The sequence below is a fragment of the Paenibacillus phocaeensis genome (genome assembly GCF_900021165.1).
GTDB classification, from domain to species: Bacteria; Bacillota; Bacilli; order Paenibacillales; family Paenibacillaceae; genus Fontibacillus; species Fontibacillus phocaensis.
In genome coordinates, this window is record NZ_FCOQ01000009.1 from 1 (window position 1) to 20089 (window position 20089).

At 55.4% G+C, this 20089-nt stretch carries 20 protein-coding genes and 1 pseudogene; 6 read left to right on the forward strand and 15 right to left on the reverse strand.

The features are described from left to right. Positions 1–225: GntR family transcriptional regulator (locus BN3795_RS03010; RefSeq protein ID WP_198524633.1), on the reverse strand; the 225-nt coding region annotated here is incomplete at its 3' end. A gap of 132 nt (positions 226–357) precedes the next feature. Between BN3795_RS03010 and BN3795_RS03015 the strand changes: the two genes are divergently transcribed. The 3 genes from BN3795_RS03015 to BN3795_RS25795 all read left to right on the forward strand — a co-directional run bounded on the left by BN3795_RS03015 (position 358) and on the right by BN3795_RS25795 (position 2617). Continuing rightward, the gene (locus BN3795_RS03015; RefSeq protein WP_068783280.1) at positions 358–978 is read left to right on the forward strand and encodes a pyridoxamine 5'-phosphate oxidase family protein; all 621 of its coding nucleotides are present in this window, start codon (positions 358–360) and stop codon (positions 976–978) included. Between the two features lie 122 nt (positions 979–1100). Continuing rightward, on the forward strand, positions 1101–2399 hold the full coding sequence (locus tag BN3795_RS03020; RefSeq protein WP_068783281.1) for an aminotransferase class I/II-fold pyridoxal phosphate-dependent enzyme: 1299 nt from the start codon (positions 1101–1103) through the stop codon (positions 2397–2399). Between the two features lie 107 nt (positions 2400–2506). Next, the gene (locus tag BN3795_RS25795) at positions 2507–2617 is read left to right on the forward strand and encodes a YjcZ family sporulation protein (protein ID WP_222860910.1); all 111 of its coding nucleotides are present in this window, start codon (positions 2507–2509) and stop codon (positions 2615–2617) included. A gap of 55 nt (positions 2618–2672) precedes the next feature. On the opposite strand, the gene BN3795_RS03025 is transcribed toward BN3795_RS25795, so the two are convergent. The 5 genes from BN3795_RS03025 to BN3795_RS03045 form a co-directional block, all read right to left on the reverse strand. Beyond that, positions 2673–3899: an ABC transporter permease gene (locus BN3795_RS03025; RefSeq protein WP_068783282.1), complete on the reverse strand. Its 1227-nt coding sequence runs from the start codon at positions 3897–3899 to the stop codon at positions 2673–2675. A 2-nt stretch (positions 3900–3901) separates the two neighbouring features. Further along, positions 3902–4654 (reverse strand): ABC transporter ATP-binding protein, encoded by a 753-nt coding sequence (locus BN3795_RS03030; RefSeq protein WP_068783283.1) that lies wholly within the window; start codon positions 4652–4654, stop codon positions 3902–3904. A gap of 23 nt (positions 4655–4677) precedes the next feature. Next, positions 4678–6162 (reverse strand): DEAD/DEAH box helicase, encoded by a 1485-nt coding sequence (locus BN3795_RS03035; RefSeq protein ID WP_068783284.1) that lies wholly within the window; start codon positions 6160–6162, stop codon positions 4678–4680. A 418-nt stretch (positions 6163–6580) separates the two neighbouring features. Further along, positions 6581–7357 (reverse strand): SDR family NAD(P)-dependent oxidoreductase, encoded by a 777-nt coding sequence (locus BN3795_RS03040; RefSeq protein ID WP_068783285.1) that lies wholly within the window; start codon positions 7355–7357, stop codon positions 6581–6583. Positions 7358–7978: 621 nt separating this feature from the next. Beyond that, positions 7979–8437, reverse strand: a complete 459-nt coding sequence (locus tag BN3795_RS03045) for a chemotaxis protein CheX (RefSeq protein WP_068783286.1) — start codon at positions 8435–8437, stop codon at positions 7979–7981. Positions 8438–8704: 267 nt separating this feature from the next. Here BN3795_RS03045 and BN3795_RS03050 point away from each other — a divergent pair, with 267 nt between their 5' ends. Together BN3795_RS03050 and BN3795_RS03055 are read left to right on the forward strand one after the other, a co-directional pair. Next, entirely contained in the window at positions 8705–9607 is a 903-nt protein-coding gene (locus BN3795_RS03050; RefSeq protein WP_068783287.1) for a LysR family transcriptional regulator, read from the forward strand. A gap of 64 nt (positions 9608–9671) precedes the next feature. Then, the gene (locus tag BN3795_RS03055) at positions 9672–10481 is read left to right on the forward strand and encodes a histidinol-phosphatase (protein WP_068783288.1); all 810 of its coding nucleotides are present in this window, start codon (positions 9672–9674) and stop codon (positions 10479–10481) included. 143 nt (positions 10482–10624) lie between these two features. Here BN3795_RS03055 and BN3795_RS03060 read toward each other — a convergent pair whose 3' ends face one another. Then, a complete protein-coding gene (locus BN3795_RS03060; protein ID WP_068783289.1) occupies positions 10625–11188 on the reverse strand; it encodes a GNAT family N-acetyltransferase in 564 nt (187 codons plus the stop codon). Beyond that, the gene (locus BN3795_RS03065) at positions 11185–11928 is read right to left on the reverse strand and encodes a DUF1361 domain-containing protein (protein WP_068783290.1); all 744 of its coding nucleotides are present in this window, start codon (positions 11926–11928) and stop codon (positions 11185–11187) included. Before BN3795_RS03065 ends, BN3795_RS03060 begins: the two co-directional genes overlap by 4 nt. Before the next feature lie 172 nt (positions 11929–12100). Here BN3795_RS03065 and BN3795_RS03070 point away from each other — a divergent pair, with 172 nt between their 5' ends. Then, a complete protein-coding gene (locus tag BN3795_RS03070) occupies positions 12101–12430 on the forward strand; it encodes an MGMT family protein (protein WP_068783291.1) in 330 nt (109 codons plus the stop codon). Here the strand turns inward: BN3795_RS03070 and nagZ are convergent. The 7 genes and pseudogenes from nagZ to mnmH all read right to left on the reverse strand — a co-directional run bounded on the left by nagZ (position 12418) and on the right by mnmH (position 20084). Continuing rightward, positions 12418–13746, reverse strand: coding sequence for a beta-N-acetylhexosaminidase (gene nagZ / locus BN3795_RS03075; protein WP_232729840.1), 1329 nt, complete (start codon positions 13744–13746; stop codon positions 12418–12420). The genes BN3795_RS03070 and nagZ overlap by 13 nt on opposite strands. Positions 13747–13800: 54 nt before the next feature. Continuing rightward, positions 13801–14376: an LOG family protein gene (locus BN3795_RS03080; RefSeq protein ID WP_068783293.1), complete on the reverse strand. Its 576-nt coding sequence runs from the start codon at positions 14374–14376 to the stop codon at positions 13801–13803. Positions 14377–14405: 29 nt separating this feature from the next. Next, complete coding sequence (locus BN3795_RS03085; protein WP_068783294.1) at positions 14406–14957, reverse strand: hypothetical protein; 552 nt, start codon at positions 14955–14957, stop codon at positions 14406–14408. 66 nt (positions 14958–15023) lie between these two features. Further along, positions 15024–15475, reverse strand: a pseudogene (locus tag BN3795_RS03090) (DinB family protein). A 75-nt stretch (positions 15476–15550) separates the two neighbouring features. Then, entirely contained in the window at positions 15551–16324 is a 774-nt protein-coding gene (locus BN3795_RS03095; protein WP_068783295.1) for a MerR family transcriptional regulator, read from the reverse strand. Between the two features lie 187 nt (positions 16325–16511). Continuing rightward, positions 16512–18854 (reverse strand): YcdB/YcdC domain-containing protein, encoded by a 2343-nt coding sequence (locus tag BN3795_RS03100; RefSeq protein ID WP_198524634.1) that lies wholly within the window; start codon positions 18852–18854, stop codon positions 16512–16514. A 195-nt stretch (positions 18855–19049) separates the two neighbouring features. Then, positions 19050–20084, reverse strand: a complete 1035-nt coding sequence (gene mnmH / locus BN3795_RS03105; RefSeq protein WP_068783626.1) for a tRNA 2-selenouridine(34) synthase MnmH — start codon at positions 20082–20084, stop codon at positions 19050–19052. Positions 20085–20089 lie beyond the last annotated feature (5 nt).

Below are 20089 nucleotides of genomic sequence, written 5' to 3' on the forward strand. Positions count from 1 at the left end.
GACCGCGGTCCGCACGTAACCGTCGGCGTGCAGCATGTCGTACGCCTGCGAGACGCTCCCCCGGGACAGGCCGTACAATTCGGCCAGCTCCCGGGTAGCTGGCAACCGCGTCCCCTCCGGCAGCGTGCCGTCGAGAATCGCCGCGCGAATCGCATGATACACGGCCAAATATTTGTATCGGTATTTCTCGCTGAACGAAGCCAGCGGGATCGTAAAGTCCGTCACCCCAAGCCCCTCCACTTCTGCCACTATCGGCGATCTTTTTAAATGGACCCATAAAATTAATCTAAATTGGTTCTTTTTTCTTGTCAATTTCCGGCGTAAGCTGGGAGTCAATGAAATGAGGGGGGAACGGAAATGCGCAGAAAAGAATTTGAAGTCACAGAAGAAACCGAAATTCGCGAGTTTTTACAGGAGATGACCTTCGGGTTTCTCGGAACCGTAGGCGAGGACGGTTGGAGCCGGGTTACACCGCTGAACTTTGTATATGACGGTGAGCATTTCTATTTTCACGGCAGCCTGGCAGGGGAGAAGATGAAGCATCTCGCCCGGGATCCCCGGGTCAGCTTCACCGTGGCTAAGGAGTATGCGATCATTCCGTCGTATTTCACCGATCCCAAGCAGGCTTGCCCGGCTACGGCCTATTTTAAAAGCGTGATGGTGCGCGGCCGGGTCGAAAAAGTGGTGGATCTGGAAGAGAAAGCTCATGCGTTCACCTTGTTTATGGAGAAGCTGCAGCCTGAGGGCGGCTATGCGGCAATCACCCCGAAGGATCCCGATTATGCCGGAGAACTGAAGGCGGTAGCGTTATGTCGAATCGTCCCCGAAGCGATCAGCGCCAAATTCAAATTCGGGCAAAACCTGAAGGAACCGAAGTTGTCCGCAGTGACTTCCGGTTTGGAACATCGAGGGGGCGAGCTGGATGTGGAAACGCTGGCTCTGATGAAGAAATACTGTCCGGCCCACCGCGAAAATTAGGCCATGAACCTCGTTATTTCACCGTGACGTGCCCGGATCGAAATGATATAATGTTAGGCAGTTTAAGCAATTTAAGACGGTACTGTCCTAAAATATCAAACCGATTTGGAAGGATGAATGTGATGAACCCACTCGCGGAGCAGTTAAACGAGAGCGTCAAATCTGGCAATAGGCACGTGTATGACATGCTGTCAACGCTGGGCAAGGAAATTTATTTCCCGAAGGAAGGCATCCTGAGCCAATCCGCCGAAGCTTCGGCCCACGCCAAGAAATATAACGCTACGATCGGCATCGCCATCGAAGACGGCGGTCCGATGCATCTGGCAGCCATTCAAGACACGTTATCCGCCTATAAACCGCAGGATTTGTACCCTTATGCCCCGCCGGCCGGCAAACCTGAGCTGCGCAGCGTTTGGCGCGAAAAAATGGTCCAGGAGAACCCGTCGCTCACCGGCAAGAGCTTCGGCCAACCGATCGTGACGAACGCGCTGACCCACGGGCTCAGCATCGTCGCCGACCTGTTCGTCGACGAAGGTGACGCCGTCATTTATCCGGACAAGAACTGGGAGAATTACGAGCTCACTTTCGGCATCCGCCGCCATGCCGACATTATCAATTTCCCGCTGTTCACCGAGGACATGAAGTTCAACAGCGCCGGGCTGCGCGAAGCGCTGCTGGCCCAGAAAGGGAAAGGCAAGGCGATCGTCATCTTGAACTTCCCGAACAATCCGACCGGATATACGCCGGGTGCCAAGGAAGGCGGGGAGATCGTTGCTGCGGTTCAGGCAGCCGCCGAAGAAGGAATCAACGTGGTTGTCGTCACCGATGACGCCTATTACGGATTGTTCTTCGAGGATTCGCTGAAAGAGTCCTTATTCGGTCAACTGGCCGGCCTGCATCCGCGCATCTTGCCAATCAAGGTTGACGGTGCAACGAAGGAGGAATACGTCTGGGGATTCCGCGTCGGGTTTATCACCTATGCCGCCGAGGATCCAGCGCTGCTGGCCGCTCTGGAGCAAAAAACGCTGGGGATCATCCGGGCCACCATCTCCAGCGGTGCCCATCCGTCGCAAACCTTCGTCCTGCACGCGTTGAAATCACCGGAATTCGCGGCTCAAAAGGAAGCGAAATTCCAAGTTATGAAAGGCCGAGCCAACAAGGTTAAGGCTTTGCTCGACAGCGGCAAATACGGAGACGTTTGGGCGTACTATCCGTTTAATTCCGGTTATTTTATGTGCCTCAAACTCAAGACCGTAGAAGCTGAAGCGCTCCGCCAGCATCTGATCCAGCAATACGGCATCGGCACGATCGCCCTCGGCGACGCCGACTTGCGGATCGCCTTCTCCTGCATCGCTGAGGAGAATCTGGAGGAACTGTTCGATCTGATTTACCAAGGCGTTCAAGACCTTCAAGGCAAATAGGCGTCTGACCGGCAGAAGAAGGGCATGATGGCCCACGCACGCTGACACCCCCTCTCATACAATACGGTGTACGACCACACAACGCCGAATGGGAAAGGGGAATGAAAATGAGCGGAGTTGAGGAAGTCAGAGGCGGCTACGGCGGCCTGTTCACGAGCACAGGGGTAATCCTGGTTCTCTTTATCCTGTTGGTTATCGTTAGCCGTTCCATCCTGTAGTCAGTGATTCAATCCAAAAACGGACCGTTCCCGTTAAGGGAAGCGGTCCGTTTTGTTATTCCTCGTCATCCTCTTCTTCGTGCCATCTGCGCCTCCAGGCGGAGCGCAGCCCCCATGCCAGCAAGAGGCCCGCAGCCAGGGAGCCGAACGTCAATACGGCGTCTCCGCCGGGAATGACAGCCATCGGCAGCCATAACAGCACGGTGATTGCAAGCAGCAGCCGGGAGCAGAGGCGCAGTGCCGCTGCCTTCCGCGCGCCGGCAGGCAGCGGATAGAAGGAGGCGGCCGGTGAATCCCGATGAACCTGGCGCAAGGAGGCCAGCTGCGTGCCTGCCAGGAACACAAACAGCAAATGGATCACCGGCCCCAGCCAGGACGTATCGTTCCATCCTGTGAGGACCATGCCCAGAAGCGTTAAACGGAGGACGATGCCTAGGAGTTCACTCCGGACAAACGTCTTGACCAGTAAATACCGGTAAGCCTCCGACGGCTGCCACGGTATTCCGTTTCCGACCCCGGACAACCAGCGGCGGCGAATGACCTTCTGCCCTTCGGCCGGCACATCCACGAACCAGCCGAGCATCAGCATCACCCGGGCGGCTGCCGAACGTTCGGCGGCGATCAGGTTGTCCCAGGGGAGCTTATGCTTCATCGGGAACCGTAAAATCAGGGCATAATTGAGGCTGACGAGCACGGTGAACAAGGCGCTTTTCCAGGCGGGCTGCCAGATCCAGGCCGCGGTCATCAACAGCAGGAAGCACCAGCGAAGCAAACGAAACCCGGCTCTGGCCCGGGACGTCGTGATTCGCAGCTCCTGCCAGGCCCCGTAGGCGCTTAACGTCTTAAGCAGCAGCAGGACAAGGAGCATCAGCCAAAGGGGCTGGATGACCCCGCCGTCACCGCTGCGCTGATATAGCGGCCAAGACAACAGGACTACGAGATAGAGTCCAATCAGCTTATAGATCAGTCCGTTCCGATAGGCCGGGGTGAGGTAGGCAGACATCTTCGTCTCCTGCGGCAGCAGAAAAATGACGTCCGCCGGCTGTGCATAGGTTCGAAAACCGGCATACACGGTTAATGGGCCCCAGAGCAGCAGCATCAGCCAGCGAATCGGCAAGCCGGGCGGAATGTTCTGCAGAAAGGCCGTGTACCAGGCCGAAAAAGCGATGATGAGCAGGAGCAGCAGCACGGCAACGCCGCTTTGAAATACATAGGGCAAATACGGGAGCACTTTGCCCCAGAAGGCTGCTTTCCGCCGGCTCCGCAGCGTTCGAAGCTCCATCGTTACTCGCCGTCCTTCACTAAGGCGTAGAACATTTGCTCCAGCGAAGCTCCCGAGACTTGCGCCTGCTTCCCGATGTCGGCCAGCGTCCCTTGGGCCAGCACCCTCCCCCGGTGCAGGACGATAAAGCGATCGCAGTAATTTTCGATCGTCGACAGAATATGCGAGCTTAACAGAATCGATGCGCCGCTCTGCTTCATCTCCAGCATAAAATCCAGCAGCGACCGGATGCCAAGCGGGTCCAATCCGAGAAAAGGCTCATCGATAATATACAGCGGCGGCCGGGCGACAAATGCGCACATAATCATGACTTTCTGCTTCATCCCTTTGGAGAGATGGGCGGACAGGCTGTCCGCCTTCTCCTCCATGTGGAACAGCTTCAGCAAGCGGTTCGCCCGTTCCCGGTAAGCCTCCGGCTCCACGCCGTAAGCTCGCGCCGCGAACTCCAGATGTTCCCGAACCGTTAGTTCCTCGTATAACAGCGGCGATTCGGGAACGAAGGCCAACTGCGACTGATAGGCCTCCGGCGCTTCGCTGCGGGTGTTGCCGGAGATCAGAATCTCGCCCCGATGCGGCGCCATAAGCCCAAGAATATGCTTCATGGTCGTGCTTTTGCCGGCCCCGTTCAACCCGATCAGCCCGACCAATTCCCCCGGCTTCACCTCGAAGCTGATGTCGTGAAGCACAGGCCGCCCCAAGCTGTAGCCTCCGCTCAGCTCCTCGACCTGCAATACGGGCAGTTCACTTCCACTCAAACGTAACGCCTCCCACGATCCGCCTAACTGCGCGGCGGCTTATTTTTCAACCATTTCGGAGCGCCCTTATTCTTCCGGTCCTGGAGACGCTCCTTCTTCCGTTCAGCGGGCGGTGATGCCTTGCGTTGTCCGCCGCCGCCGGAAGCCGCCCGGTTGTCCGACCGGCCGGAAATTTGCGCAGGCGTGCCTGCCCGTCTGCTGTTCTCGTCCCAGTCCCCGTCCCTGGCTAGACGACTCGTTGTGGCCTGCGAGCTGGTCGGGCGAGGGGGTGTTGGTTCTGCCCCCGCTTTGCCAAGGCCGGACGGACGTGTCCGCTTACCAGGCTTGCCGGGCTTGCCGGGCTTACCCGGGTTGCCGCCTTGGGCATCCGTTCCGGCGTCCGCCAGCTTGCCCCCGTACAACGCCCTAGGATTCATCTCAATGCCAAGCTCACGGGAGAACTTGCGCATGATGAACTCCTCCTGCGGTGTAATGATCGAGACGGCCAATCCTTTCCGCCCCATTCGGCCGGTCCGGCCGGCCCGGTGTACATAATGCTCGGCATCGATCGGCGGATCCAGGTTGACGACCAGCGCCAGATCCTCAATGTCCAACCCGCGGGCTGCGACATCGCTGGCCACAAGCACACGAATCTTGCCTTCGCGGAATCGCTTCAGCGTTAAACTGCGCTGTGTCTTGTCCGCATCCCCGTACAAGGCCCCGGCGCTGAGGCCGACATAATTCATCTTCCCCTCGACCTCGGCGATCTGATCGGTATTATTAATAAAGGCAATCGTCCGCTCCGGTTCGAAGTGGCGCACAATCCGCCGCAGCATATCGATCTTGTCCCGCGCTTCGCATACGAAGTACAGATGCTCCACGGTTTTGGACGTTCGTTGCTCCGGTTCGATCCCGATCTCCAGCGGCTCCTTCATCTCTTTTGCCGCCAACGAGCGAATGTCCGGGTTGATCGTCGCTGACAGGAACATCAGCTGGCGGTCCCGCAACGTCCCGCGCAAGATGTGTTCTACGTCCGCCGTACCGCCGAGCTGGAACATCTGGTCCACCTCGTCGACGACAACGGTGCGCAGCGTATGCAGCTTCAGCTTGCGGAGCGCCAATATCTCGCGGATTCGTCCCGGCGTGCCCACAACAAGCTGAGGATGCAGCCTCAGCTTCTCCAGCTGTCGTTTGATGGCCGCGCCGCCGATGAGCGCCTGGGTTTTGATCCCCAGCGGCTCGCCGTACTTCTCCGCTTCCCGCTGGATTTGCATCGCCAGCTCCTGCGTCGGAGCCAGAATCAACCCCTGTAACGATTTATCCGCAGGGGATACTCGCTGCAGCAACGGCAGCAAGTAAGCCAGCGTTTTTCCAGTGCCCGTCTGCGACTGCGCCAGGATATCCCGGCCTTCCAGTGCCGCGGGGATACACTCCGCCTGAACCGGCGACGGCTCCGATATTCCGTAATCCAGCAAGGCGGCCGTCAGCTGTTCGCCGATCCCCAGCCCGGCAAATGTCGGTTTTGTCATTTCGAATTTTCATCCTTTATTTTCATATTACTTGTTGTCCCATGCCAATATTTTCATTATATGCGATAAGCATGAGTCACAACAAATCAATGCTTCAATTTACCGGGTTCTGGAGGCGGACATTGCCCCACTCGTTCCGAAATGTTGCAATTTATACAGCATTTTAAGTGCATAACGGGCTGTCCCCCACGAAATCTTGCATTTTGTACAACATTTCACGCTCAAACTTACCTGATACGATTAAAATGCTGCACTTTTTGCAACATTTCGGCCAAAATGGATCGGAACACATCAAAAATGTTGTCTAAATTTCAACATTAGTCCTTCCAACTCGTCTCCAGGGGGGCGACTCGCTTCCGCAACCCTCCATAACTGCCTGATTCGATCCGCAAACAAAAAGCCCGCCTTCACAGGCAGGCTATTTCTTATTCAATATCCGATAGCTTAAGCGATCCGCCAGGCTCGGGAACATCTGGTACCATTTGGCCCCTACTCCGGCGATCCAGGGCAGGTTCGTTTCGGTCGTGCCTTTTTCCGCCGCCTTCACCATCGCTTTCGCAACTCGCATAGGCTTCAACATCATCCATCGCACATTCTTGACGTACCCGCCGCCGGGGTCGGCAATTTCAAAAAATGGCGTATCGATCGGGCCCGGATTGATGGTTGACACCGTAATCCCGTACTCCCGAACCTCCTGGCGAAGCGCGCTGCCGAAGCCCACGACGGCATGCTTCGTTGCGGTATAAGCCGTCGATTTGGCCGTGCCGATCTTGCCGGCGATCGAGGCCACATTGACGATCCGTCCGGACCGGGCTGCCTTCATGGAAGGAAGTACCGCCTTGGTGCATCGAACCATCCCTATGTAATTCACGTTCATCATCTCAACAAATTCAGACACCGGCATCTGGTCCAGATACTCGAATTTGCCGTATCCCGCATTGTTGATGAGGACATCCACTCTTCCAAACTCCGTCAGCACCCGTGCGATGCCTTCGTTGACCGAAGTATCGCTGCCGACATCCATCTCAAGCCTTAGATACGGCCCCGCCATTCTGGCTGCGACCTGCTTCAACTTGTCCGTGTTTCGAGCAGCCAAGACAACTACAGCCCCGCGCTCCGACATCATTTGTGCCGCAAGGGCGCCGATCCCGCTGGATGCGCCGGTGACGACGACGATTTTACCCGCTAACGACATACTCTCCTAACTTCCCTTCAAAAAAGGTTGTTCAAACCGTCATCTTCGGATCACGAAGCAGGCCATGCGGTAGATTCGACATCTAATCTTGAACTCACCCGGTCCCTCCGCCCGCTCGCGTCCCTCAAACGTACGCTCCCGCTGCTAACGGAACTCAGAGACGCTATTGCCACAGTTTCGGGGCACCCCCCGGTATAACGGAACGAGACGCCCTTATTTATAAAATAAGTGGCCGTATAACCACGAATAGAGCCCAATAAGGGCTCCTGATTCCGTTAAATCGGGAAATCGTGAGGAAATGGACAGATAAGGGCTATACGTTCCGTTAGCTGATTCAGCAACTCGAAGCGAAGCCAAGCCAAGCCAACCCGACCAAGCTAGTCTAAGCTATGCCAAGCTATGCTAACCTAAACCAACCCGAGCCAGACCCTGCTTTCAGCAAACCCTGCTCTCATCAGATCTTGCTGGACCGGGTGTCTCCCCCTGCTCTCAGCAAACCCTGCTGGACCGGACGTCTCCCCCTGCTACATCCCAACTCCCCGATGTTCCAACTGCTTTATTTCACGCTCAAGGTAAAAGCTGTTGCCGCCTCGTTACGCTTGGCTTCCTGCTGCCTATATCTTAAGAAATCATCACCTGAATGTCCAGTTCGCCAATCCCGTCCATCAATAACGGAATGCACAGCGCCTTGCGAGGTCCCATCCCGGTTGCATTCTCCGTCTTGATGACCTGAGGAGGCGTGATGTCCACGGCGAAACCCTGGTTGGACAAAATCGTGCTGGCATTGCCGCTGATCATGTTGCCCAACTCCGATATCGCGCTTTGTCCCATCTCATCCATTTCGGTAAGGACGAATCCGCCCATCATCGCGGATACGATGCGAAGCGCTACGGCTTCCTGCAAACCGAACACAACCATGCCACTGAAGTGGCCGGACATCCCGATTTGAATCCATATATGATCCTGTACAGGCATTACGTCTTTGACTCCCATACTCCCGGTGGAAGGAGAAACTTGAACAACCTGTTGTATGACCGAACGCGCGGATTCAAGAAAAGGATTTATGACTTCTGCTTTCAAAATTATGCGCCCCTTTTCACTAGGAGAATAACTTTACGATACATTAGACCCAGCTTTTAGTTAAATCTTATTATACTTTATTCCTATACATAAGTCATTAAAAATCGAATGATAGGACCTAAACAGCCCCCCTGGGGGAGATTCTGTCGAACTTGGTAAATTGCAGTAACGTTGATTTAGCAAAGGAACTTCCCCTATAATGAATAAATCACGAGGAAAGCGCCGGACCGGCGCGATCCCAAGGACGGGAAGAAAGGAGGCCTTCTGGTGAATATTAGTCAATTGGAGACGCTGATCACCATATCCAAAACGAAAAGCTTCCGAAAGGCCGGGGAGTTGCTCAACTTGACCCAGCCTGCCGTATCCGCCCAGATCAAAAGTCTGGAGGATGAATTCCGCACCGTGTTGGTTGACCGCAACCAGCCGGTCACGCTGACGGATCGGGGGCAGGTATTCCTCGAGCAAGCCGAACGAATTCTGGATATCGTCGAAGAGCTTAAGCAGAAGTTGTCCGATATGGAACATACCCCGCAAGGCCATATCGTGTTAGGGACCACCACATCCATCGCAATTCAAATTTTGCCGCGAATTTTGTCGTACTTTCAAGACCAGTTCCCTCTGATCAAAACGACCATTCAATCCATGCCTTCCAGCTTGATTTACCAAAACGTGGAGCAAGGGCTTGTCGACATCGGGATTGGCTATTTGATTGAAAATAACCCCCAGGTGCTCTCGTCGGTGTTATACTACGACACCTTCGAATTCGTCGTTTCGCCGCGCCACCCTTTGGCGGGCAACCCTACACCCACACTCGAGTCGCTGCGCGACGTTCCCCTTATCATGTTATCCCCGGATACGGTCGGGCGTCGGTTTATCGACGAGGTCCTGCGACAGCACGACCTCGAACCGAACATCGTCATGGAGCTCTCCAGCAGTGAAGAAGTCAAACGGATGGTAGAGATCAATTTAGGCGCGGCGATCATTTCACGGCAGTCGATATTACGCGAGTTGAAACAGGGTACGCTAAAGGTGGTTCCGATTCCGGAGCTCGAAGTGACGCACCCGGTTGGCGTCATCTACAAATCGAGCCGCTACATCAATTCGGCGATGCAGCAGTTTCTCGCCGACCTCAAAGGCATGCCGGAAACGCACTTTATCAGTTCGGAATAACCCGGGACGCGAAGATCGGCACCCCATTGCGCCCCTCGCCATCCCAGAAAGGAGCAGTTACCCGATGAAATTCGACCTTCACACCCATCACTTTCGCTGCGGCCATGCCGACGGGAACATCCGCGATTATATCGAAGCCGGCCTGGCTGCCGGTTTGTCGGTGATCGGAATCAGCGATCATACGCCATACTTCGGCCGCGAAGAGGATCAGCCTTTTCCCCGGATCGCCATGGGGAAACAAGCTTTTGCCGGGTACGTTGAGGAAGTGCTGAAGCTGAAGCAGGAGTACGCTGGCCGCATCGATGTTTTACTTGGGATCGAATCCGATTTCTTCCCAGAACACTTGGGCGCTTACCGGAATACGCTAAACCAGTATCCTTTCGATTATGTGATCGGTTCGGTGCACAGCGTTGGAGAGGTGAGCATCTTCAATAAGAACCGCTGGAAGGGGCTGAGCCGCGAGGAGAAGGTAGCCAGCAAGGAGGCCTATTACGCGTTGATTCGCCAATCGGCACGCAGCGGGATGTTTCAGATTCTCGGACACATCGATGCAATGAAAGGCAACTACCCGGCATTTACCGACATTCCGGCGGCCCAGGCGATCGACGAGACCTTAAAAACGGCCGCAGAGCACAAGGTTGCCATCGAGATCAACACCTCCGGCAAAACGAAGCTAAGCGGAGGCTGGTACCCGGACGATTCCATCCTCGAACGGGCCCTCCACTTCGGCGTTTCCGTGACCTTTGGTTCCGACGCTCACACCCCCTCGCGGGTTGGCGATGAATGGGAAGAAGTCGCTCAGCGCCTCAAAGAGATCGGCTTTCACGAATGGGTCTACTTCAAGAACAAACAGAGCGTCACCGTTCCGTTGTAGACAAAAAAAGAGAACCCGTCATCACACGCTCCGGGTTCCAAGAGAAAATATATATTCAAAAGGGGGTCATGTAATAAGTGTACCCCCTTTCTATTAGGGTTTGATCACAGCTATATTTCATTTGTGTAACAAAAAGCGATCGCTTATATTTCAAGGGATTTCCTTTCCGCAAGATACCTCTTCAGCCCCGCTCCCCGGCTCGTTCGACTGACGGCGGAGATCGTGCCGGCTTCCCGCAGGCCGCATTTCCTCAGAACGCGCTCCGAGGCCGGATTATCCGGGCTGCAGCGCGCTTCTACGCTGGCGAGTCCCAGCGTGTCGAAAGCGAAATCGAGCAGTCTTGCCGCAGCTTCGGTTGCGTAGCCCTGGTTCCAATGCGCCGGAGAGATCAGATAGCCGAGCCGCGCTTTTTGGCCCTCCACGTCCCAATATTGCAGGGAGCACAACCCAATCCAATCTCCATCCTCTTTTCGGATCACGGCAAAATGAAGATCCCGCAGAAATCGGTAAGATTCCTCAAAATAGCGGTATAAACGGCCCGGAAACAGCAGCTTGCCCGGGTTGATCTCCGTATACGCACGCACCTCCGGATGAGACATGCAGCGGAACATCGCCGCCGTATCCTTCGGCTGAAGCCGGCGCAGCGTGAGCCGTTCGCTCTCCAGCACCGGAAACCGCCGCCGCAGTTGCTCCTTGATTTCCGTCATGCTTGCTCCCCCCGGTTCCGCTCCAACGCGCGGAAAATGCTCGCAACCCCATAAAGCATAAGATAACAGAAGAACGTGATCAGAAAAATCCATTTGCAGAAGATCAGCGCATGCTCCACATTCGCCGCAACCGAAAAATAATGGGCCGTTTCGCGGAGCACAACCCCCGGTTGTCTTAGCAGATCCCAACTGTTCCAGCGCATAAAGCGGCCGAGATAAATGCCGAAGCTGCTTAGCAGCAGCACCATCACGGCAAATGCCCAGCCGGTTAGCCGGCCTCCCGCTTGTCGCACCAGTTGATGCACCGACGCCAGGGAGATCGACGCCAGCGCCAGGCCCAGCAATCCGGCGAACAGCAAGGTAAAGAGGTGATCCCAGAACGGCATTTCCTCCCAGAACCGGGTCCCCGCCGCAATTGGATAGCGGTTAAACGGGTGCAGCAAATCGGTAATTAAATACGCGGCATTGGGATAAAAAAACAGCCACAGCAGTCCCACCGGCACACTTAACCCAAGCCTAGCCGTCCGTGAGGTTAACAAGCTGATCAGATCAAGCAGAACCGCCAACCCCAGCGGAATCCAGGCCAGGAACACGTTCCAGATCAGAAACAAATAGGGCGGACGTCCGCCTCCCGGCAACCGCGTGTCGATCACATATTTCATCCCGATGACCGTAAAAATGAACAAGAGGACATACAAGATCCATTTCTCCGGATAACCAAGCTTCCCCCATTTCTGCAAGAGATCATCCCTCCCGTCTGCCTTTGGCCAATATACGTTCCAGGCCGGCGGATAGTTACCGTCGCCGCGAGTCCCTCCCCACGCGACGCGGGATTCGAAAGGCTGGAACTTGTCGCGGCAACATGGTATAAAACGGTATAGATATCTTAGTATGGATTAAGGAGTTAACGCCATGCAGCCGTTTACCGCACGAACGATTGAAATCATATCCGCCATCCCCCAAGGTAAGGTGATGACCTACGGACAGATTGCCGCCGCTGCAGGGAGCCCCCGCGCCGCGAGACAGGTCGTCCGTATCCTTCATAGCATGAGCGGCAAATATGGCTTGCCCTGGCACCGTGTCGTCAATGGGAAGGGGGAAATTGCGCTGCAAGAGGAATCGGCTGTACAGGAACAGACGTGGAACCTGGAAGCGGAAGGGGTGGAGGTGCTCCCCGGCGGTCGTGTTGACTTGGACCGGTACCAGTACCGCCCGGAGAGCTTGAAGGATCATAACCCGTAAGGCTTCAGGATATTGCCGATATCGCGATTCAACCGTTTCGTATCGGGCCCTGGCGCCGCTTCGTTGGTAAGGGCATATTTCTCCTTCAACTTCAACACGTTATAAACCCGTTCATCCAGCATTTCCGCCGAAATCCCTCCGGAGCTGACCGCATCGCGGAGCGCCTGAAGGACCTGCTTTTCCTTCTCTTCATCATGGCCGACCAGCACGATATTCCCGCCAGCCTGAACGAACTTCACGGCCGCATCGCGAATGTCATAATGTTCGACAACCGCCCCCATGGTCATGTCGTCGGAAATGATCGTGCCTTCATACCCAAGTTCCTGCCGCAACAAATCGTTAATGACCGCCTTGGAGAAGGAGGCCGGGTGATCAGGGTCCAGCTTGGGCATTAGCAGATGAGCGATCATCACGACGTCCGCCCCCTCTTGAATCGCCTGTTTGAAGGGAACCAGCTCCAGCTTCCGCAGCCGCGTCAAGTCATGTTCAACGACCGGCAGCCCCAGATGCGAATCCACCGAGGTATCGCCATGCCCCGGAAAATGCTTCACGACCGGGATTACGCCTTGCTCCCGAATCCCCTTCATGACGGCGATGCCCATCTTACTGACGATCTCCGGCTTCGTCCCGAATGCCCGATCCCCGATCACCGGATTGTCCGGGTTGCTGTTGACATCAAGCACCGGGGCAAAGTCAAGATTGAGCCCAAAGCTGGCCAACTCGCGTCCAAGGAGGCCGCCAATTTGCCCGGCGAACTCCTCGCTGCCGGTATTGCCGATCTTGCGGGCGGCCGGAAGCTTCGCAAGTTCTTCAGGCATGCGGCTCACCCGTCCGCCTTCCTCGTCGACGCTCAGAAACAGCGGAACCTTCTCGTTATGGTTGGCGGCTTTCAAGCCATTAAATAATTCAAGCGCCTGCTTGGCATCCTGGATATTATCCTTATAGAAAATAAAGCCCCCGACGTGATACTCCTCAATCAGCGAGCGAGTTGCGTCGTCCGGCTGAGTACCGTCCATCCCCACCAGAACCAACTGCCCGATTTTCTCTTCGGTGCTCATTTGGGCCAGCAGTTCTGCGGTTGGATCGGTCGGTGCCTCCGGTGTCTCCGGCGCTTCCGGCGCAGCGGGGCCGGAAGGGGCGGTTTCTCCCTGAGGGTTCCCGTTCCCGGCGGTTCCGTGTCCTGCACCTGCAGAAGGTGAAGGAGGCTCCGCCGCCCCCTGCCTCGGGGAACACCCTCCGATCAAGAGGAGCGCCAGCAACAGGCAGGCGATCATCCAAAGGTTTCTTTTCCGATGTTGTGTGTGTATCCCGTCCATTCTATCGCCTCCGTGTTCAACGTGATAACCTTTATCCGGCAAGGATGGATGGGCTCATTCCTGCTTCCACTTCTTCTCCGCAATAGACGGCACGAAGTGTTCCATCCGGGACAACAACTCCCCCGGTTCCTCGGCCAGATTAATCAAAGCCTCGTGCCCGGGATGTACAAACCCCGACCGGACACAGGAATGCACCAACTCCATCAGCGGCTCGTAATAGCCCTGTACATTCAGAACGCCAACCGGCTTCTGATGAATGCCGATTTGCAGCCAGCACAGCACTTCAAACAACTCTTCCAGCGTGCCGAATCCGCCGGGAAGAGCGATGAATCCGTCCGCCATTTCACTCATTTTCGCCTTGCGGGCGTGCATGCCCTCGACTTCGATAAACTGCGTCAGCCCGGGGTGGGCCATCTCGCCGTGAATCAACCCGGAGGGCATGATGCCAACCGCTTCGCCGCCGGCTGTCAGGATCGCATCGGCCACCGCGCCCATCAGCCCGTGCCTTGAGCCCCCATAAATTAAGCGGTACCCCCGCTGTGCCATGACTTCCCCCAGCCGCTCCGCTTTTACGCGGTATTGCCCATCTTCGCCGAACCTGGATCCGGCAAACACGCAGATCGATTTCATCCTCTTCCCTCCTGTATGATGAGTATGGATTACACGTGATCCAGCGAATCTAAACGCCCGCCGGCAAGGTCCCAGCGATGACTGAACTTTACCAGCCGCGGATGCGGATCGGCCGGCTCCGCCGCAAGCACAAGCCGAATTTTGACGATCCACTCTTCAAAGGAAGAGAAGGAGGCAAACTGGTTGGCCAGCTCCGGCGTCACATACAAGAAGTGGGGAGCCGGATAAACCTCCGTCAAATGACGAAGGGCCGTGTCGATAGGGGTGTACTTTTTCCGCTTCCCTTCCCAGCCTTCCACGCTGATGGCCAGCCGGGTCCCCTCCTGTTCCCGCTTCCACGCATGAAGCCGATCCTCCCTGCGATAGAGAGGACTGACCGGATCTTTGGACATCCGTCTCACCGTTTCTTCATGCAGCGGATAGAGGACCAGCTTCGTAAACTTGCGGTTCTCCGCCTCCTCGGCAGCCCGAAGCAGCTCATCGTCCGAAGTCTTTTCGAACGCATCATAATAAATCAGCGACCCTTTGCGGCTCGGGGCCGGCGGCTCGTAACCAAAGGGCACCTGAATGTTCTGTCTCAAGCCGTTTCCTCCTACATGCGATAATTAGGGATATATGGAGTAGAATGCCCTTTTTTTCGAAAAAAGCTAACGAATTCCCCGTTCGATAAAATTAGGCGAAACCGGCGCCAGTCCCAACTCCCGCGACCAAACGGACAACTGGCCGATAGATGAATTTCGTGGGCGATGGCATGTCGCAGAATTTCACCTCGCGTAAACTCTCTACCCCATGGATCGGTGACGAGTAGACCGTCCATATCGTGGGTCCAGGTCTGGAGGAATTCCTCCACTTCGATGTGAAATGAATCCGAAAGTTTTCTCACCCGTTCCAAAGTCATATAGGACTTAAAATCTTCCTGAAAATCCGGTTTCCCTTGGATGACGCGGATCCAACTCCATTCCACATCGGCGATATGAAACAACGTCTGCAGAATGCTCCCCACCCCGCCTACCCGCTTGCGCAGCAGTTCTTCCGGAGGGACGTTCTCGCACCAAAGAAACCACGGTAACCTGATTTTACCATAAGCCGCCAGACCAATTCAGCCCGCAGAATGTAAAATAAGCCCCCGGACATCCCTGTCGCGGGAGCGTCTTTGTCATTTTATCTGATTGGGTTAGCTGCCCATACGGTCCGCCTTCGGCGGATCGGCGGCATAAGCTTCGGCTGCAGCCAGCAAATAATACGCCAGCCCGGTTTGTTGTCCTTCCAGCATCGTGCGATGGAATTCGTCAGTTAGGAAGAATCGAGCTTGCGCCGCGAAATCCGCAGGAGCAGCGGGATGGCCGTGCTTCGTCATAAAAGCCAGATGGTCTTGGATGATTTGCCGGATTCCCTCATCCTGGTGGGATATTCCGGAACGTAAGGCCTCCGCCAGGTTGTTTGTAAATTCCATAGCCTCCTTGGCTTGCTCGTTTAATTCCGGCACGTCAATGGGCTGTGATCCGGGGATCTCCACTCCGTAGGTCTGGCTTAAATACTCCTCTTGCTCCCGCAGCGCTTCGCGCCACTCGGCTTCATCGGCAAATCCTACAAACAACGACTTCCCCTCCATTTCTTCCCCTGCAGTTGCACTCTCCAGTGACTTCTCCAACGTTTGCAGAATGGCCTCCAACCTCCGCTTTCGGCTGTGAAGCAGTTCCCGCTGCTCGGCCAAAATGTCGCTGCGTTGCCGCTGCTCTTTCAGAAGCGACTGAATTTGCGCCAGCGGCAGTTCGAGCTCCCGGTAAAACAGGATTTCCTGCAGCCGCTCCAGTTCCCGTTCCCCATACAACCGGTAGCCTGCCTCGCTGATTTCCCGGGGCTCTAACAGGCCGATCTTGTGGTAATGATGCAGCGTTTTGATCGTGACCCCCGACAGGTCCGATACCTCCTTGACGGTGTATAACATCGAATCTCCTCCTTATTTTTGGCGGTCACGCCGTTGTTCCACATCGGCTTCCCGACGTCCGCTTCTTGAGCGTAAGGCCTCCTCAAAGGGGAGAGTCAACTGCCATTTTACCCTTTCACAATCCAACCAAGCTTATGAAAAAGAGAGAGGCCATGAGGCCTCTCCCTGCTGACTTCACCCCGCGGCGTTAATTCAAGCCGATCGGCTGATCGGTTTGGCCTTGAAGCTTCACTAACCGCATCAGTACGGAAGCGGCTTCGGCTTTAGTGACCGGACGCTGTGGGTGGAATTTACCGTTTTGCCCTTGCAGCAAACCCAGTCGTACCGCGATGGCGACATCGCCTGGCCGGGTAATTTCCTCCGCGTCGCTAAATGGGTTGACTAAGACGTCTTTCCCGTAGAAAGACGCTAACCGATCGTATTTGACGATTGATGTCAGCAGAACGGCCAATTGTTCCCGCGTCAGCACCTTATCCAGTTGCGAAGGATCCATCGTGTCGATCCAACCCAACTCGGCGGCGTAACTCACCGCCTGATAATACTTGTTGTCTGTCGGCACGCCCGCCTTCGCCGCGGATGAGGAAACCTGCACGTAACCGGTATAATGAGGATTGGCCGCCTTGACGGCATAGGTTAACCAATCGCCCGCCGTGATCGATTCGTCCGGGTTCAGGTTCCCTTGTTCGTCGGGTTGAAGAATGCGGTATTGAATCAACGTCTTTAAATCCGCCGCTGCCCAATGGCCCTTCAGATCCTTAGGCTCTTCATATGTCCCCGCCGCTTCCGTACGGAATTCCTCAAAGGTGGTTACCCATTTCCCCGTCACCGCATCCAGGATCTGATAAGACCTTGACGGATCCTTGGACTGCGGAGAATAAACCAGGTACACCTTGGGTTCCACGTAGGAATTGTTGATCATATACCCGCCGAATTGGGCATACTGCAATTCCAATTTGTAATTCTCCAAATAGGATTTGAGCGCTTGCTCGGCAGTTACAGTCACGGCTTTGCCGTCCGGGATCTCCGGTGGAATCGCCCCGTGATTTACCGAATAGAAGAACAATCGGCCATAGGCGTCGATCGTAATGGATACCCCACCGCCAAGCACCGGAATGTCGTTCACGTAACGATTAAGCTCGAAGCGGTATTGCTCCCCGTTCGACAGTCGGCTCCAAGACTCCCCGCGATCCAGCAGCTTTAAGTCCCGACTGGCTTGCGGATACAGCTGGTTCACCCATTCCAAGGCGCGCTGCTTCGCTTGATCGTAGCTTATTTTGGAGACTCCCGCAGGCGCTGCCAGCGGTTTGCTCGGCTCTCCATAATTATAGGACTCAATTTGGAACTCTAAAATTTGTCCGCTCAAGGCATCGACCAATGCATACGATTGCGCCGGAAAATAGATCGAGCCCGAGGTGTTTTGCCGCTCCTCTTCCCATCTTAACCGCCACGTTTTGCGCTCCGGATCCCGGTAATCCTTATCAAGATTCGGATATCCCAGCTTCCGTCCTTCCGGAATAGAGACCGTCTGTTCCACCAGCTTGGCCGCTTCGTCGGACGTCAATTCCACAGTGGACGTACGCGGCTGGAACAGCTTGGTTCCCGCCGGAACTTCACTGTACGTTGCCTTCGTGGCGGTGACCTCATTGCCCTCACTGTTGATCTTATGCCCCGTCAGCGCATTGATGGCTTGGGAAGCCTCGGACGCAGGCCCCCAGGCCAAGACCCAATTCGAGATGACGCCGTTAGTATACTGCGGGACATACCCAAGCTCAACCTGGAATTCCTCCCGGAATTTCTTCTCCGCATCCGCTTGCGACACTGTTGGTACGGAGGAAGGATAGTCCATCTTCTCCCCGGGCCGGCTGAATTGCGTGACTTCGCCGTCACCGGTTACGGTGAGATGAATCGATTCAAATCCGGAAGGCAATCCGTTCTTGAGGATACTAAAATCAAAGTTGTACTGAACGGGACCTAGCAGAGCTTCGGAATCCGTGAAAAAAACCGAATCATTTTCTTTCACTTCATCGGCTGATAGAGAGGGAACCGCCTTGGCAATAAATGCTTTCGCCTTCTCCAAGGCCTGCTCTCTCGTGAACTTCGGGGGATAATACGACGGGTTCCCCTGCTGCGGAAAACTGATGTATGTATTCATCAGATCTCCGGTCAAAGCATCAACCTGGCTGTCAAAGCCATAGCTGCCGTTGCCGATTTCAACCTGCCAATGGATCGTCCATACATCTTGCTTGCGCGGAGCGGGGTACACGTTATGAACGCCATATTCGACCTGGGACACCGACGCCTCCGCCAGGACCGGAAACCACTCCCGAACCTTGGCGATCGCCTGCTCCTTTGTGATTTTCGCATTGGACGGATCGGCCGCCGTCTCCCCCGATTTCGACGGACCGGTCCCCAAGTTAGTTGAACTTATGATCACCGTCGACGTGGATAACGAGGAGATTCCCGCCTCCTTCGCCAATGCCGCACCTTGCGGCAGCGCCAATGAAAGCGCAATCAAACTGATAAATGCCATTGAGGCGGCCGGCTTCCTGCCTGCCGGCTTGCCCCATTTATGAACCCGATGCTTCAACCGCTTCACCTTCCCACTTTTCCCTTTATTTTCTTCTCTATTGTAAAGTGGACTGTCTGTATTTTCCATCCCTAAAACGGTTTTGACAAAAAAACAACCCGCAGAACTCTCTGCGAGCTGTTTTAGGAGCATGCCGATTTAAACCGGTTTAGGCAATAACCGTTCCGCCTCCGCGACCGCCTCATCAACCGAACCCGCACGAATCACTGTAAATTCCGCATCCTCGTATTGACCCTCCGTATGAGCGTAACGCGGATCATAATAGGAAATCAGCAATAACTCCACCGCCCGATCGTAACGACCGGCAAGCAAGCATTGTTCAATTTCCGCTGCAATCGGCGTGTGAATCTTCGACTTGATCCTCCGAAAGGCCTGCAGGCAGGCTTCCGGATGGTTCCAAGGCTCGTAATCCTCCAGAATAATCTGCACGCGCGCGTCCGTCGGCAGGTCGATCCGGATATGACGGCCTTGCTCTTTCTTGGCCATGAGAAAATCGGGGACGACCGCCTTGCCGATCCGTTTGCTCTCGGCTTCCATGAGCACGTAAGGGGCCTCGCGATAACGCAGCAAGTCCTCCAGCAGCAGGGAGTCGAACATCTTCTGGTTGCGGGCTTGCAGTCCGATTTGGCCAAATACCGATCCCCTGTGCCCGGCCATGCCTTCCAGGTCCATGACGGGATAACCCTTGTCCTGCAGCTTGCGGAGCAGCAGCGTTTTGCCGCTTCCGGTATTCCCGTGAATCACCGTCAAATCGGGGGCGAATTCCATTCCCTCCAGCGTGCTGACAACCCACTGACGATAAGCCCGGTACCCGCCGCTCAACCGGTAGGTGTGAATATCCATCAGGCTAAGAAGGGTAGCTGTCGTACGGCTTCGCATCCCGCCGCGCCAGCAAAACACCGCTTTGCGTCCGGAGATTTCCGCAAATTTCCGCACGAAGTCCGGCAGCTTGGCCGAAACGACTTCAAGCCCGCGCTGTTTGGCGGCTTCTACGCTCACTTGTTTGTATAAGGTCCCGATTTCCGCCCGCTCCCGATCATCAAACAGCGGAATATTCAAGCTGCCCGGAATCGTGGATTCGGCGAACTCCGAGGGCGATCTCACGTCGATCATCGTAATCGCTTTGCGCTCCCGTTGTTCCACCCAGTCTTCCAGACTCAAATCCTGAAACATATCCA

What these genes read in the sequence shown, in the direction of transcription:
- BN3795_RS03080 (WP_068783293.1), bottom strand. Translation starts at nt 14,376, where the DNA reads ATGAAATCGATCTGCGTGTTTGCCGGATCCAGGTTCGGCGAAGATGGG.
- BN3795_RS03025 (WP_068783282.1), bottom strand. Translation starts at nt 3,899, where the DNA reads ATGGAGCTTCGAACGCTGCGGAGCCGGCGGAAAGCAGCCTTCTGGGGC.
- BN3795_RS03055 (WP_068783288.1), top strand. Translation starts at nt 9,672, where the DNA reads ATGAAATTCGACCTTCACACCCATCACTTTCGCTGCGGCCATGCCGAC.
- BN3795_RS03100 (WP_198524634.1), bottom strand. Translation starts at nt 18,854, where the DNA reads ATGGCATTTATCAGTTTGATTGCGCTTTCATTGGCGCTGCCGCAAGGT.
- BN3795_RS03020 (WP_068783281.1), top strand. Translation starts at nt 1,101, where the DNA reads ATGAACCCACTCGCGGAGCAGTTAAACGAGAGCGTCAAATCTGGCAAT.
- BN3795_RS03035 (WP_068783284.1), bottom strand. Translation starts at nt 6,162, where the DNA reads ATGACAAAACCGACATTTGCCGGGCTGGGGATCGGCGAACAGCTGACG.
- BN3795_RS03040 (WP_068783285.1), bottom strand. Translation starts at nt 7,357, where the DNA reads ATGTCGTTAGCGGGTAAAATCGTCGTCGTCACCGGCGCATCCAGCGGG.
- BN3795_RS03095 (WP_068783295.1), bottom strand. Translation starts at nt 16,324, where the DNA reads ATGTTATACACCGTCAAGGAGGTATCGGACCTGTCGGGGGTCACGATC.
- BN3795_RS25795 (WP_222860910.1), top strand. Translation starts at nt 2,507, where the DNA reads ATGAGCGGAGTTGAGGAAGTCAGAGGCGGCTACGGCGGCCTGTTCACG.
- mnmH (WP_068783626.1), bottom strand. Translation starts at nt 20,084, where the DNA reads ATGTTTCAGGATTTGAGTCTGGAAGACTGGGTGGAACAACGGGAGCGC.
- BN3795_RS03070 (WP_068783291.1), top strand. Translation starts at nt 12,101, where the DNA reads ATGCAGCCGTTTACCGCACGAACGATTGAAATCATATCCGCCATCCCC.
- nagZ (WP_232729840.1), bottom strand. Translation starts at nt 13,746, where the DNA reads ATGGACGGGATACACACACAACATCGGAAAAGAAACCTTTGGATGATC.
- BN3795_RS03060 (WP_068783289.1), bottom strand. Translation starts at nt 11,188, where the DNA reads ATGACGGAAATCAAGGAGCAACTGCGGCGGCGGTTTCCGGTGCTGGAG.
- BN3795_RS03015 (WP_068783280.1), top strand. Translation starts at nt 358, where the DNA reads ATGCGCAGAAAAGAATTTGAAGTCACAGAAGAAACCGAAATTCGCGAG.